Genomic DNA, 16344 nt, shown 5'->3' with positions numbered 1-16344 from the left:
TTTCAAATTTTCAACCTGATACAGAAATGTGTCTGTCCATAAAGTACCATTTGCTGTGTTACGCTTGCCGCCAGAAAACTCATTTACTAAAAGTAAACGCCGTTTTTGGCGTCTTCGCAAGCCTTGTAGCCGGTACTTTCTGACCAGACACATGATAAGTAAGAAATTTTTCCGACGTTATGGACGGGGTACTAACTAATTACTCATCAGAAAAGTGAATGAGAACTCTCCGGTAGACCGAGAATATTTTTGATTTTGATACAAATCCCAGATATCGCCCATTTTCAACAACCGGAAGGTTCCATGCCCCTGTTTCCTCGAATTTTCGCATTACCTGATCCATATTTTCATTGGCTTCTATAAAAGCGGGCGGTATGGTCATCAGGTTTTCCACTTTTGTGGTGTTGTACAGTTCGTTATTGAACATGATATCTCTTATATCGTCGAGAAGTACGATTCCCAGAAGTTTCCCGTCTTCATTCACTACCGGAAAGATATTTCTTCTGGCTTTGGCAATTATTTTCACCAGCTCACCAAGGGTTTGTTCGGGGCGGATTGTCATAAAATCGGTTTCGATGACTTTGTTAAGCCGCATCAGGGTAAGCACAGCTTTGTCTTTATGATGGGTTAGCAGCTCTCCCTTTTTGGCCAGTCGTTTGGTATAGATAGAGTGAGGTTCGAAATACATGATGGTGATATACGAAACGGTGGATGTAAGGATAAGAGGGAGAAACAGTGCATAGCCGTTGGTAATTTCGGCAATCAGAAAAATGGCGGTCAACGGTGCATGCATTACACCTGCCATGAGTGCTGCCATCCCTGCAAGTGTGAAATGAGATTCAGGCAAGCTGGCCCAGCCGAGTTCTTTTAATAATTTCGCCATAAAAAATCCGGCCACACCGCCTGTAAACAGGGTTGGCGCAAAGATTCCTCCAACACCACCGCTGCCGTTGGTGGCTGCGGTGGCCAAAACTTTGAAAATAATCAACAGGGCCAGAAAGCCCATAATTATGAAATTATTGTTCCTCAAATTGTAAAAGAAAGTATTTTCTACAATGGCGTCGGTATTTCCGCTCAACAGGGCAGAGATGGTTGTATATCCTTCGCCGTATAGCGGAGGGAAAAGGAATATGAGTAAGCTGAGAATTACCCCTCCTGAAAGTAATTTCAAATAAGGATTTTTGATTTTTGCTATCCGTTCTTCCACATACATGTTGCCCCTTGTCATGTACAGTGAAATTAATCCACCCAGGATGCCAAGTACAATATACCATGGCAGGTTGTTGAGCAGAAACTGCTCCTGGAGATGAAACGTAAATTCGGCACTCTTACCCAGAAAAAAATACGCGATGGTAGTAGCTGTCACCGACGATATCAGTAGCGGTATAACAGATGCCATGGTCAAATCGAGCATCAGGACTTCAAGGGTAAATACCAGGCCTGCTATGGGGGCTTTAAAAATACCGGCAATGGCGCCGGCAGCTCCGCTTCCCACCAGCAGGGTTATGGTCTTTTGGTTGAGGTGAAACATCCGTCCCAGTGACGACCCTATAGAAGCCCCGGTCAGAACAATCGGTGCCTCAGCACCTACAGAGCCTCCAAAACCGATGGTAAAGGTACTGGCTATTATAGATGTATAGGTATTGTGAGGTTTTAGATAGCCACCTTTTCTTGAAAAAGCATGCAATATTTTTGTGATACCATGACCGATTGAATCTTTAACAACATACCTGGTAAAGATGACGGTTAAGAAAATTCCAATAATCGGATAGGCCAGATAGAGCCAGTTTTGATGTTCAAGAGTAAATCTTCCGGTTAACAGCTGTTGAGTATAATGAATGGTATTTTTCAGAATAACAGCCGCCAAGCCACTGCCCAATCCTATAATGAAGCTCAGAATCAGGGTGAATTGTTTTTGAGGAATGTTTTTTACACGCCAGATCAAAAAACGTCCTAATAGTTTTGATGCCGTTTCCATTTGGAAAAACTGTAATGAGTGCGTTTTTGTGTCGGTTGCCAAACGCGGTTGGAATACTTGTGTCGCGCTGATTCAATCAAGTATGTATTTTGTGCGGCTGTCAGATTCTTGCCGGTGTACGCTAACCGGAGCGCAAAGGTATTTTTTAAGGACTGATATTCAAAAAAATGTGTGTTAAATTGTGTTGGGAGTATTGTTTCAGAAGATAAGGTGATTGGTTTGGTATTTTTTTCGTTCCTATTTTGTCGGAATATTTTCCAAAGTAGCAACCAAAAACTCCCAGAATTTCCGGACACTTTCCACATTGACCATTTCATCGGGTGAATGCGGGAAATTGATGGTTGGGCCGAATGATATCATATCCCAGTTTGGGTAGGTACTTCCGAGGATACCGCACTCCAGGCCTGCGTGAATGGCTTTTATTTCCGGTGTTTTTCCCCATTTGTTTTTATATACCGTTTGCATGGTTTTCAATATTTCGGAATCCATATTGGGTTTCCATCCGGGATATTGACCATCGAACCATACCTGAGCCCCGGCCAGCAGGAAAATACTTTCGAGTGTTGATTCCACGTCTTCTTTGGCCGTGTCCACCGATGAGCGTATCAAAGCTTTTACATGTACTTCTTTGTTTTTGGTCTGCACAATGGCGAGGTTGAGTGAGGTTTCAACCAACCCCGGCATATCGGTGCTCATCCTGATAACACCGTTTGGGCATGCCTGAATGGCATTGATAAGGTCGTCCTGGGTCATCTCATCCATCAAAAAATGGGGGGCTTTTGTTTCTTCAATTTTGAGTTCGAGATCAGGCTCAACGCTCTTTAATTCATTGGTGAAGATTTTTTTAAAGCGGGCAACTTCCTGTTTTACTTTATTCAGATTTTTTGCAGGAACTCCAATTAATGCAAAGGCTTCGCGGGGAATCGCATTTCGAAGGTTGCCGCCCTCAATGGACGATAGCCTTGCACCCTCGTTGGCGACAATATGTTTTAAAAGGCGGAACATCAGCTTGTTGGCGTTGCCGCGTTCGAGATTGATATCCAACCCCGAGTGTCCGCCTTTCAGTCCTGTAAGGCTAATTTTAAGGGCGGTGTAATTTTCCGGAAATTCCTCTTCCATGAATGTGAAAACGGCATTGGCATCTGTTCCACCGGCACATCCTACATATAATTCGCCCTCATCTTCCGAGTCCATGTTAATCATTATGTCACCCTTTAAGATGCCAGGTTTCAGGTGATTGGCTCCGGTCATTCCCGATTCTTCATCCACCGTGAAGAGAGCTTCTACAGGGCCGTGTTTCAGTTCTTTGCTTGCCAGCACGGCGAGTGCAGCTGCTACTCCTATTCCGTTATCCGCTCCCAGTGTGGTTCCGTTTGCTTTTACCCATCCGTTTTCTTCATACGCTTCAATGGGGTCTTTTTCGAAGTCGTGTTGTTTGTTACTGTTTTTTTGGGGAACCATATCGAGGTGTGCCTGAAGTACCACTCCTTTGGCCTTTTCCATTCCTTTGGCAGCGGGTTTGCGGATGATTACATTGCCCACCTCATCTTTTATGGTTTCCAATCCCAGTCTTTTACCTTCTTTTTCCACAAAATCGACAGCAGCAGATTCTTTTTTCGACGGGCGTGGAATTTGAGTAAGGGCATGGAAATAATTCCAAAGGCTTTCAGGTTCCAGATTTGCAATATTGGTGTTCATTTTTTTATGGTTTATTTTGGTTTCAAAATTATCTCACTTCCAGTATTAATGATCACGTGAAGGGATTATTCCCTGTCATATGTTCGGTAAAGAAGGTCAGTCGCTGAATGACTAATATCTGCCTGATCTCACCTCTAACAATATAACAATATAAAAGTTTAACAATCTAACAGCTTGACAGCCTATTTAGTAGTGATTTTCAGCAAAGCTCCCGTTTTCTGGTCCAGTTTCACTTTTGTTACGGAACTGTCGAGGAGTGAGGATGGCAAACGGTGCAAAGTACCGAACTGAGCAACCAATACTTCGGCTTCATTGAGCAAAACAGTGCGGTCGATTACTTTAACATTCACTTTCGCGGGTTTACAATAAATCAGTCCCGATCTTTCAGTTTTGTCTTCCCGGGGTTGCAACCGGCCTTTTTCAACCCCTGTTTCACTTTTTATTTCGATATAAACCGGTGTTCCGGCCATGTCGAGGTTGTCGGTAAATCCTTTTTGTTCTGAAAATCTGAAGAGTACCTGCTCGGCTGGCATTGAGGCATCAGGAATAAAAGTGAAGGTTTTGGTGACAAAAGTTGTCTCTTTTTTCCCTTTAAACAATGAGAGATACTGTTCTTCGAGTTTGTTAATGCCTTCAAGTATTCTTTCGTACGCCCCATTGTCGGGGGGAAGGGTTTGCATATCACTTTCGAGCAATCGTCTGCGGGCTTCTCTGAGCCGGTATATTTCTGCCGCTACTTCTTCGGCTGTTGCGGCACTCGATGTTTTAATGAGTTGTTCCTCGGTAAACGGCACATCGTCAAATGAGATGTCTTCGGGTTGTTTGGTGGTTTCAATTTGTAAATTCTGATGCACAGTGCCGGTACTTGTTTCATTCAGGTTGAGTCCTGTTAAAATACCATCGGGTGTCAGATTTACAGCAGCGCCGGAAGGTGTACCCTCAGACATAATCCTGAAAACACGATCGGCATCAGGTGCCCCTGAAGTATAGATACTGGCTTCAGTAATCTCCCATGATGTGCGGTCTTCGGTGATTATATCGTTGAGGTTCAGGAACCGTTGTGAATAACGGTAATATGGCCCTCTTTTTTCGATGGTTCTTTTGGCGGTAACTTCGATATTAACAACGGTTACCGGAAGATGGTAGAAAATGCCGTCTTGTTGAAGCGGTTTCTGTGCCGGAATTACATTGACTTCCGAAACATTTTTTTGTGCATTGCATGATGCAAAAGCAACCAGGAATATCAAATAAAGGATGTTTTTCATCAGTATAAAATTAGTCTAAGTTATTGGTCTGATGGAACTCGCATGATTGAGATTTATACATGTCCTTTTGTGACAAACCTTGTCATGCTCGTTTCATCAGTATATAATTTACTTAAGTTATTGGTCTGATGGAACTCGCATGTAAGGCTTTATACATATTCTTGTTATGGTATGCCTTGTCAGGCCCGTTTTATCTTACATCTTACCATCTTACATCTAAAAATCTATTAAACCAATCTTTGTCATGCTCGTTTCATCAGTATATAATTTACTTAAGTTATTGGTCGAATGGAACTCGCATGATTGATTCATTCTATACATCAACTTTTGTGATAAACCTTGTCATGCCCGTTTCATCTTAAATCTTATATCTAAAAATCTGATAATCTATTAAGGCAATCTTTGTCATGCTCGTTTCATCTTACATTTAATAAGTTGTTACGGCTGTTAGAATTGTTAAAGTTGTTAATATTATTAGTGCATTGGTTGTTAGAGTATTATAAGTTTTTTTGAATGGTGATATATAGCTATTTATTTTTCACGTTTTTCCAAAATTGAATTATCAAAGTTAGTAAAAAATAAGGCCGCGGGGTTATATTTCTGTTGTTTTAGCAAAGGCCGGGCCAAGGTTTTCTATGATTTTAGTTGCAATGGTGCCTCGCTGTCCCTCTTGAGCCGCCAGGTCTCCGGCGAGTCCGTGCACATAAACACCAACCCGTGCAGCATTAAAAGGTTCAATACCATTGGCCAGCAAAGCCAGGATAATTCCCGTCAGCGCATCTCCGCTTCCGGCGGTAGCCATTCCGGGATTTCCCGTTGGATTAAAGCGCACTTCACCCCGGGGCGAAATCACTGCTGTGTAAGCACCTTTAAGAACCAAAACGATGTTGAATTCTTTTGCAAATTCAATTCCTTTTTCCAGGCGCTGATAGTCATTTTCCGAAAGGCCTGCCAGCCTTTCAAACTCTTTGGGGTGGGGTGTCAGGATAGTTCCGGGCTGGAGGTAATTCAGATATTCTTTGTTGGCGGCCAGGATATTCAATCCGTCGGCATCGATAACCATTTTTTTATTTTGAGCTGCCGAAAGCAGCTCTCTAAAAGCTCTTTGTGAATTGATTTTTGTGCCTATTCCGGGGCCTATGCCAATAGCAGGGAAAGGTGATAAGTCAGGGAATTCGGTAAATATAAGGTCGGAACGGTCAACACTCATCATGGCTTCAGGGATGGCTGTTTGCAAAATTGATACGGCACTGTGAGGAACATGCGTGGTAAGAAGTCCGACCCCCGATTTGAGGCAAGCCATGGAGGCTATCAGGGCGGCACCCGTCTTGCCATAACTACCGGCGATAAGTAGAGCATGCCCCATGGTACCTTTGTGAGCGAAACGATTTGGGGGGGGCAGCATATTTTTAACTTCCCATGATTCGGTAATGTGCCAGGGGCTGAGGGTTTCTTCTATTTTTTTATTACTTAACCCTATGGGAAGCACTATCCACTGTCCCACCTGCGCTTTGTTTTCCGCGAAAAGAAAAGACAGCTTTGGTAATTGAAAGGTTAGCGTATAGGTTGCTTTAACAATGTTTTCACGAATGTTAGCACCATTGTCTTCGCAAAATAGTCCTGAAGGCACATCAACAGATACTTTTTGGTCATAGTTTTTGTTGATAAACGAAACAATGGACGATGCTTTTTCGTTAAGTGGTCTGTTAAGCCCCGACCCGAAAAGACCGTCAATGGCCACGGTTCCCGGATTTGTTGAATTGGGTAATGGTTTTGTGGATAAATCTGTTATTTTTGCAGATGAGATTTTCCGAAGCCTTTCGAGATTTGTTGCAGCATCAGGCGATAACCTTTCAGAGCGAATTAAGAAAATGTCAACATTTCTGCCTTCGGATATAAGCATTCGGGCAATCGCGAGAGCATCACCGCCATTATTGCCCGGACCCGCGAATATACTAAAACCTGCTGCCGGATACTTGTCAGATATCCATCGATAAGCCTGTGTGGCAGCCCTTTCCATTAAATGAATGGATGCAATAGGTTCGTTTTCAATGGTGAAGCGATCAACTTCACCTGTTTGTTTCGATGTGAGTATTTTCATCTAAATATGAGAAATGACACGTTAAACTTTAATGACAAAATGTATTTTTGTATTTATGAGCCCGGTCTAAAAAGCATCTTTGTTGCCAAACTCGTTGTTGTTTTAAATTTTTATATTCTCATTAACAACAAGTTAACTCTGGTACAAAAATTTAAAACGCCTTGATTTTGACAAAAATATGCTTTTTATACTGCACTCATTTATGCGTTAATTTTACATGACCTGATCTATTTATAAATTTGCAATGTCCAACTATCAGCGAAATACAACCGGCTTAAAAATAATGCATTATTCCCTTATCCGATTTATTTGTGGTTGCTTGAATTTCCTGATATTTGAATGTTTCATCAGTATAAAACAAGTCTAAGTCATTGGCCTGATGGAACTCGCATGAATGAGTTTTATACATGTTCTTTTGTAACAATCTTTGTCATGCTCGTTTCATCACGAAAAGTTATGAATAAATCAGGCTAAGTTCTATTTTGCACGAATTTGAGTTTTTTTTTGCCACCATCATTGTTGTTGAGAGCTTTCAGATACTCATTAACAATGGGCAAATGCGGGCTCAAATATCCTTCAGTTTTGAAAAAGTAACAAAATAACGATTGCATTGCAAATAAACCAAATTTAAAAAAAAAAAAGAATGGACACAGCTTCACAAAAACATCCCCAGGGTCTGTGGGTACTTTTTTTCACAGAAATGTGGGAACGGTTCAGTTATTACGGGATGCGTGCTCTTTTGGTACTGTATCTGACTTCCAGTATTATTAACGGCGGATTTGCTTATGCCGAAAATCATGCGCTCGAAATTTACGGAATATTTACCGGGCTGGTTTACCTGACACCGATACTCGGTGGTATCATTGCCGACCGTTTGATCGGACAGCGTAAGTCAATTATTATCGGGGGTATTATTATGGCACTCGGGCAGGCAGCTCTGGCTTATTCGGAGTATATTGCCGAGCCCGGAGCTGGCGAAGCACTTCAGGTATTGCGGGAATACTGGTTGTTTATTGGTTTGGGGCTTCTTATTCTAGGTAACGGATTCTTTAAGCCCAATATTTCAACGATGGTAGGTCGGCTGTATGCCGACGGAGACCCGCGGAAAGATTCTGCCTTTACCATTTTTTACATGGGTATCAACCTGGGGGCTTTTCTGGCGCCTCTCATTGCCGGCTATCTTGGTGAAAACATCGGATGGTCGTGGGGGTTTGGCTCAGTATCTGTCGGAATGATACTGGGAACTCTTTGGTTTTGGCTGCAGGAAAGAAAACTTGGTACCATTGGTTTTGGACCGAAACGCACTTTCCAGACTGATGTTGCCAGACTTAACGGTCGCGACTGGTTGGATATTCTTGCCTGGGTGCTCGGTATTATCGCATTCATTTATCTGTTTGTTGAAGTCTGGTGGACCCTTCCCGAAGATGTCACTACCTGGATTATTCGTATTGTTGCCATAGCAGGTATTTCGGTTATAGCTTACATTATCATAAAAAATACAACCGGCAAAACCGAATGGAGCCGTATCGGAGCTATCCTGGTGTTCTGTTTCTTTAACATCTTTTTCTGGTCGGGATTTGAGCAGGCAGGTGGAACTTTTAACCTGTTTGCCCGTGATTTTACAGACCGTGTCATTGGAAGTTTTGAAATTCCTCCTTCATGGTTTCAGTCGGTTAATGCCGCTCTGATAGTCGGCCTGGCACCGGTTTTTTCAATGCTATGGGTGTGGCTTGGCCGTCGCAATCCCAACACACCGGTGAAATTTGGACTGGGATTGTTTCTGCTCTCAATGGGTTTTGTCGTAATGTACTTAGCCGATACCAAAGCATCGGCTACCAACCTGGTGAGTCCTTTGTGGCTGGTAACAGTCTACCTGCTCCATACTATGGGTGAGCTTTGCCTGAGCCCGATCGGATTGAGTATGATCAGCAAATTGTCTCCTCCGAAGATTACTTCTCTCATGATGGGACTCTGGTTTGCTTCAACCGCCCTCGCCAATTATCTGGCCGGTGCTTTGAGGAGTATCCTTGAAGTATATCTGCCTGACATGAATTTATTCCTTTTCCTGGTTATTACATCAGGCTCAGCCGCATTGCTCATGTTTATTATTTCTCCATGGCTGAAGAAAATGATGCGGGGAATTGATTAATTGAGAGTTTGCAGTCTGCTGTAAAACCTGGATGGACTGTTTTAATATAAAAAAGCCTGCAAGACCGGTTATGAGCCGGCTTGCAGGTTCTTTTGTTATTTGGAGGGGCCGATACGACCTCTTAATAAAATTCTTGCATGCGAGTTCCATTTGACTAATAACTTTGACAAATTTTATACGAATGGAAACAGAATTGCTTAGTTGCTTCGACCCGACAAATCCGGTTTTTCGAGTCATTGAGGTTGATATTCAAGTACTTGTTTTGCAACGCTTTGTAAGTATTTTCCCAATCTTCCAATTTATTTAATTTTTTATCGTTGTCGGCAGTGCCTTGCTGAGCTTCACCGCTTTCTCCGGCTTGTTGGCATCATGACAATTTCTATCCCGACACATTAACATTCTTCCGAAGTTTTCGTTGTGAGATGCTCAAATATCAAATAATACAAGTAACCGCGTACTATTATAAAACGGGAAATAGTGATCTATTTTCAAATTAAATTTGATGACGACGCTTGTATTTGGCCGATATGTTGAGCATCGTGATAAAAAATTTATGAATAAAAGCAGAATATGTCATTATTGTTAATAAAATAGAAAAGAGTGCAGTATAAAAAAGCCTTCAAACTGCTGATTTTTACCATTTTTACCTGATCTCTAAAGGGAACTGCTAAAAATCAGCAGTTTGAAAAAGTCCTCTTTAGGGGATTTAGGGGTAAAAAGGCTTTTTAGACTGCACTCAGAAAAGGTAATTGAAATTTTGTAGGTTTTGCCGATATGTCTTTTTGCCATTACGCCGTTTGAGTTAAATATTGGATATTTTTTGTAAATTTGAAAGGGTAGCTGCTTGAAGTTTTGGGATATGACCGTACCTAAAGAAAAAGGCGAGAACACCCGAAGATGTCCCGCCTTAAATGTTTTCACAACGGAATAATCCTTATTGTGAATTGCTTCAAAATGTAATTCAAATATAATAAAAAATTAGTAGGAAGACAAAACCAAAATAATAACACCGAAAACTATTTGAGATGAAACGCATTTTAGGACTTGACCTGGGAACAAATTCTATCGGGTGGGCGCTGGTAGAAAGCGATGAAGAGCAAAAATCAGGTAAAATTCAAGGAATTGGAAGTCGCATAATTCCAATGGATCAGAATGAATTGGATAATTTCAACAAGGGAAACACTGTCTCACAAACAGCAGAACGCACCAGATTAAGGATGGTCAGGAGATTAAGAGAAAGGCATCTTCTGAGACGGGAACGATTACATCGGGTTTTGAAGGAAATTGGTTTTTTGCCTGAACACTATTTAGAGCAAATAGACTTTACTGAAAAACCAGGTGGGTTTTTACCGGGGAAGGAACCTAAAATTGCTTATAAGCCTGATAATTTTAAAGATAAATATGATTTTTTGTTTCAAGATTCTTACCATGAAATGCTCTCCGATTTTCAGGATAAGAATCCTGAATTTATACAAAAGCGAAAAAAAGTTCCACAAGACTGGACAATATATTATTTAAGGAAAAAAGCACTTACTGCTAAAATAACAAAAGAGGAACTGGCCTGGATTATTCTGAATTTTAATCAAAAAAGGGGATATTATCAACTCCGGGGTGAGGATGAGGATGTTGCGAAAAATACAAAAAAAGAAGAATTTCATGCCTTGAAGGTGGTAAAAGTAAAAGAACGGGAAGATTCTGAAGGTGCCTCGGGGAAATGGTATGACATAGAACTCGAAAACGGCTGGGTTTATCCGCGACAAAGTAATATTCGCCCCGATTGGGAAGGTAAAATTCTTGAGCTTATTGTTACATACAATCTTGATAAGGATGGAAATATTAAAACCGATAAGGAAGGAAACGAAAAAAGATCCTTTAGAATGCCTAATAAGGATGATTGGACTTTGAGAAAAAAAAGGACTGAAAATGAAATTGAAAAAAGTGGGAAAACGGTAGGAGAATATATTTACGATAATTTGCTGGATGCCCCTGATCTGAAGATAAGGGGAAAACTGGTTAGCACCATCGAACGTAAGTATTACAGAAGTGAACTTGAGCAAATATTAACCGCACAAAAGAAATATCACCCGGAGTTATCCAACAGTGAACTTTTTAATAAGTGTATCAGCAATCTTTATCCCAATAATGATATACATCGTAAAGCCTTGTTGAGTAAGGATTTTGTTCATTTGATTATAAATGATATCATCTTTTATCAAAGACCATTGAAAAGCAAAAGATCTACAGTTAGTAATTGCCCTTTGGAGTATCGGGTTTATGTTGATAAAGTTACAGGAGAAAAAAAGAAAGTTCCTTTGAAATGCATTCCAAAATCACATCCTCTTTATCAGGAGTTTCGTTTATGGCAATATGTTAAAAACCTGAGACTGTTTGAAAAAGAGAGGTTTGAAAACGGTCGGTTGCTGACAAATGTGGATGTGACAGAGCAGTTTTTGCCAGATGAGGACAAATATGTGGAACTATTTGAATTTTTGAATGGTCGCAAAACATTTAAACAAGACGATATACTGAAATTTGCGGGCATAAAATCTGCAAAAGACAGGGTGAAATATTATTGGAACTATCCGCAGGAAAAGGAGTATCCGGGAAATGAAACCCGTTACTTGATTGAGTCACGATTGAAAAAAATTGAAAATGTTCCGGATGAGTGGTTAAATTATGAAAAGATTGAGGAGTTGTGGCATTTATTATACTCGGTTACTGACAAAGTAGAAATAGAGAAGGGGCTGCAATCCTTTGCCGCTAAATATCAGTTGCCCGATTTGTTTGTCGAGGTTTTTAAGGGATTTCCCCGCATGGAACGTGAGTACGGAGCATTTTCCAAGAAGGCCATAAAAAAACTGTTGCCTCTCATGCGAATGGGAAAATATTGGAAACTGGAAAATATTAATCCGGATTTAATTGAAAAAGTTCAAAAAATTATCGATGGTGAGGCAGATGACAATATAAACGATGGGATACGAGAGCGGTTTTCTGAAATAAATGAAATGTCTGATTTGCGCGGGATGCCTCTCTGGAAAGCCTCTTATCTGGTTTATGGCAGGCATTCGGAAGCCGCAGAAGTGATTAGATGGAGAACATCTGCCGATCTGGATCAGTATATTAAAGATTTCAAACAACACGCTTTGCGTAACCCGATTGTCGAACAAGTAGTTCTTGAAGCTTTGAGGGTTGTAAAAGATGTCTGGAACTATTTTGGAGAAGGCAGGGAGAAATTTTTCGATGAAATTCATGTGGAAATAGGAAGAGATCTGAAAAATCCGGCTGATAAGCGTCAAAAAATAGCCAATCAAATTCAGGAAAATGAGAATACAAATCTTCGAATAAAGGCGCTTTTGGTCGAGTTGTTTAATGATCCGGAGGTTCAAAATGTCAGACCTTATTCTCCTGTTCAGCAACAATTACTTAAAATTTATGAAGACGGAGTGCTTAATGCAGAGAGAGATATTCCTGATGATATTCAGAAAATCTCGAGAATGGCCAACCCTACCAGAAACCAATTGATCAGGTATAAGCTTTGGCTTGAACAAAAATACCGGTCACCATATACAGGCGAAATTATTCCGTTAAATAAATTGTTTACTTCTGAATATGAGGTGGAACATATAATACCGAGAGCAAGATATTTTGATGATTCTTTCAGTAATAAAATTATTAGCGAGGCTGAAGTTAACAGGAAAAAAGACCGAATGTTGGCTTTTGAGTTTATTAAAAAGTTGGGCGGTAGTACGATAGACTTGAATTACGGGAAAAAAGTGTCTGTATTAACAGTTGAGGAATATCAGCAATTTGTAAAAGATCATTATGGCATTAATCCACACAGTCGTTTAAAAATGCAGAAACTACTGATGGACGAAATACCTGAAAGTTTCATCGAACGTCAGCTTAATGATAGTCGCTATATCAGTAAGATGGTGCGCAATCTTCTTTCTAACATTGTGAGGGAAGAAAATGAAAATAGTCCTGTTGCAAAACAATTGATTACCTGCTCGGGATCCATAACCAATACTCTCAAGCAGGAATGGGGACTGAATGATGTTTGGAATACCATCATAACGCCTCGTTTTGAGAGATTAAATAAAATGGGTGAGCAAAAGTATGGTGAATGGGTAAACAAAGAAGGAAAGCCTGTTTTTCAGATTCAAATGCCTTTGGAGTTGCAGAAAGGGTTTAATAAAAAGAGGATTGATCATCGACATCATGCTCTTGATGCCTTAATTGTTGCTTCAGCTACCAGGAGTCATGTTAATTATCTCAGTAACGAAGCAGCAAAAACTAATGCTAAAGATACCAGGTTCGATTTGCGAAACAGGCTTTGTTACAAAGAGAAACGAGGACAAAACAGAAATTTTACCTGGCGATTCTATAAGCCATGGAATACGTTTACCGAAGATGCAAAAAATGCACTGAATGATATTGTCGTTAGCTTTAAGAGCAATCACCGTGTTATTAATAAATCAACCAACCGGTACTTTAAATGGGAAAATCTTCCCGGAGGAATGAAGAAAAAGAGACTTGTAAGACAGGAAAAGGGCGATAATTGGGCCATCAGACAATCTTTGCATAAAGATACGGTGTTAGGTAAAGTTTCGCTGCGAAAAGTAAAACCGGTTTCGCTTTCAGTAGCTCTTGATTCCTGGAACAATATAGTTGATAAAGCTTTAAAGAAGAAAATTCGTTCTTTAAAAGATCAGGGATATGATAAAAAGCTGATGTTAAAATATTTCAAAGACCGGAGAAACGAGTATAACGGGGAAAATATTTCAAGAGTAAATGTTTATTATTTCGACGAAGAGATGGCTGCCCGCCGGGTTGATCTGGATACTTCTTTTAATAGTGAAAAGCGGATTGAGGGAATTACCGATTCAGGAATTAAAAAAATTATTTATGCGCATCTTAAAAATGAAAAGTATCACGGTCAAAAAGATGACAAGGGGAAAGATATTTCTCCTTATGAGCTGGCTTTTTCACCCGAAGGTATTGCAGAAATGAATGCCAATATTAAACAACTTAATGGAGGAAAACCGCATTGCCCAATCTATAAGGTAAGACTTGCAGAACCTGTCGGTGAAAAGTTTCAATTAGGTGAAACAGGCAACAAAACCGAAAAACTTGTTGAGGTGGCAAAAGGAACAAATCTTTTCTTTGGCGTTTATGCAAATGATGAAGGTGTCAGGAGCTTTGCCACTGTCCCTTTTTATTTAGCCGTGGAGAGAGAAAAACAGGGGTTACCGGCTGTTCCGCAAGAAAATGAAAATGGCGATCAATTGCTTTTTTGGCTATCGCCTAATGATTTAGTCTATGTTCCAAGTGAAGAAGACGCACATTTTGCTAATCCTAAGCAAATAGAATTAGATAATTCACGCATATATAAAATGGTGTCATCTACTGGAACCCAATGTTTTTTTATTCCACATTTTGTAGCAACTCCAATTGTGCAAACAATAGAATTAGGTCCCAATAATAAATCGGAAAGAGCCTGGGATGGGCAAATGATAAAAAAAGTTTGCTATAAGCTGTCTGTTGATCGTCTGGGAAATGTAGAAATTGAATAATAATCAGAAACAGGGAGGGTTTCACTTTGAGTGAAGTCTTCACTAAAGTACTACTGAAATTTTGACGATCAAAATTTTAAAATCCTGGTCTATGATAAAAAAAACGCTCTATTTTGGAAATCCTGCCTACCTGAGTCTGAGAAACAATCAGCTGGTTTTGAAGTTTCCCGAAGCTAAAGGATTAGATGAAAAATCAGGAAAGAACACCATCCCGATTGAAGATATAGGTGTAATGGTTCTTGACCACAAACAAATTACTATTACTCACGCACTGATAGAGAAGCTGTTGGCAAATAATTGTGCAATTGTGACCTGCGATCAATCTCACATGCCGCAGGGACTGATGATGTTGCTTGCGGGGAACACCGTTCAGGGAGAAAGATTTACCCACCAATTATCATCGTCTGTTCCGTTACGGAAACAGCTATGGCAACAAACCGTGAAATCAAAAATTACCAATCAGGCAACTTTGCTAAAGCTATCAGGAAGAGGCGTGAATACCGACAATATGTTCTTCTGGGCATCGAAAGTTACCTCAGGCGACAGCGAAAATCACGAGGCAAGAGCGGCAGCATACTATTGGGCCAATATTTTTGATATTAAGGATTTTCGTAGAGGAAGAGATGAGGCGCCTCCTAACAACTTATTAAACTATGGTTATGCCATTTTAAGAGCCATAGTTGCCCGTTCTTTGGTTGCATCAGGTTTGTTACCTGCCATCGGAATTCATCATCACAACCGTTATAATGCTTACTGCCTGGCAGATGATATAATGGAGCCTTACCGGCCTTTTGTTGATAAGCTGGTGCTGGATATTATTGAAGCTGGTTTTGATTATACACAACTCAGCAAAGATGTAAAATGGCATTTGTTAAGCATTCCGCAGTTGGATGTTTTAATAAAAGGGAAACGAAGTCCTTTGATGATTGCAGTATCACAGACAACGGCTTCTTTGTATAGTTGCTTTGAGGGCAGCAGCCGCAAAATTCTTTATCCCCAATTTGCGAACTGATATGGATCGCCTTAATGAATACCGTGTTATGTGGGTAATGGTTCTTTTTGATTTACCGACGGAAACAAAAAAAGATCGGAAGATTTACAGCACTTTCCGGAAAAAGATGCTGAACGACGGTTTTGTAATGTTTCAGTTTTCTATTTACATCAGGCATTGTCCAAGCCGTGAAAATGCAGATGTGCATATTAAGCGCGTAAAAAGTTTTTTGCCGGCCAAAGGACAGGTTGGTATTATGCGAATTACCGATAAACAATTTGGCGATATGGAACTTTTCTACGGGAAGGAAACCGTGAAGAAAGAAACGCCTTATATGCAGTTGGAATTGTTTTGAAAACAAAAAAAGCCCGGTTTTCCGGGCTTTTTTAATGCAACTGACAGCTCATTTTTTAATTCTAATTTTCAGTGTAGTGTGCTGATAATCAAATTCTTGCTTTTTGGTCTGCTGTCAGCGCCACTACAAAGATACATTTTGAAAGCAATTCACAACTACATTTTGATAGTTAATCACTCGTAATCGCTGTCAGCGCCACTACAAAGATACATTTTGAAAGCAATTCACAACGCA

The 16344-nt window shown here is 40.4% G+C and carries 8 protein-coding genes; 4 read left to right on the top strand and 4 right to left on the bottom strand.

The window, feature by feature from the left end:
• Positions 1-199: 199 nt before the first annotated feature.
• The 4 genes from ATH1_RS0103610 to ATH1_RS0103595 form a co-directional block, all read right to left on the bottom strand.
• Positions 200-1978, bottom strand: coding sequence for a chloride channel protein (locus tag ATH1_RS0103610; protein WP_010417668.1), 1779 nt, complete (start codon positions 1976-1978; stop codon positions 200-202).
• 237 nt (positions 1979-2215) lie between these two features.
• Positions 2216-3676: an aminoacyl-histidine dipeptidase gene (locus ATH1_RS0103605; protein ID WP_010417666.1), complete on the bottom strand. Its 1461-nt coding sequence runs from the start codon at positions 3674-3676 to the stop codon at positions 2216-2218.
• Positions 3677-3858: 182 nt separating this feature from the next.
• On the bottom strand, positions 3859-4941 hold the full coding sequence (locus tag ATH1_RS0103600) for a DUF4831 family protein (protein ID WP_010417663.1): 1083 nt from the start codon (positions 4939-4941) through the stop codon (positions 3859-3861).
• A gap of 592 nt (positions 4942-5533) precedes the next feature.
• Positions 5534-7042 (bottom strand): NAD(P)H-hydrate dehydratase, encoded by a 1509-nt coding sequence (locus ATH1_RS0103595; RefSeq protein ID WP_010417661.1) that lies wholly within the window; start codon positions 7040-7042, stop codon positions 5534-5536.
• A 643-nt stretch (positions 7043-7685) separates the two neighbouring features.
• On the opposite strand from ATH1_RS0103595, the gene ATH1_RS0103580 reads away from it, so the two are divergent.
• The 4 genes from ATH1_RS0103580 to cas2 all read left to right on the top strand — a co-directional run bounded on the left by ATH1_RS0103580 (position 7686) and on the right by cas2 (position 16110).
• Entirely contained in the window at positions 7686-9191 is a 1506-nt protein-coding gene (locus ATH1_RS0103580) for a peptide MFS transporter (protein WP_010417653.1), read from the top strand.
• A 1025-nt stretch (positions 9192-10216) separates the two neighbouring features.
• Positions 10217-14764 (top strand): type II CRISPR RNA-guided endonuclease Cas9, encoded by a 4548-nt coding sequence (gene cas9 / locus ATH1_RS0103575; RefSeq protein ID WP_010417651.1) that lies wholly within the window; start codon positions 10217-10219, stop codon positions 14762-14764.
• A 91-nt stretch (positions 14765-14855) separates the two neighbouring features.
• Complete coding sequence (cas1, locus tag ATH1_RS0103570; RefSeq protein ID WP_010417649.1) at positions 14856-15776, top strand: type II CRISPR-associated endonuclease Cas1; 921 nt, start codon at positions 14856-14858, stop codon at positions 15774-15776.
• Between the two features lies 1 nt (position 15777).
• Positions 15778-16110, top strand: coding sequence for a CRISPR-associated endonuclease Cas2 (cas2, locus tag ATH1_RS0103565; RefSeq protein WP_010417646.1), 333 nt, complete (start codon positions 15778-15780; stop codon positions 16108-16110).
• The last annotated feature ends 234 nt before the right edge of the window (positions 16111-16344 follow it).

The sequence above is a fragment of the Anaerophaga thermohalophila DSM 12881 genome, from assembly GCF_000191885.1.
GTDB classification, from domain to species: Bacteria; Bacteroidota; Bacteroidia; order Bacteroidales; family Marinilabiliaceae; genus Anaerophaga; species Anaerophaga thermohalophila.
This window is presented reverse-complemented; position numbering and strand designations above follow the sequence as displayed.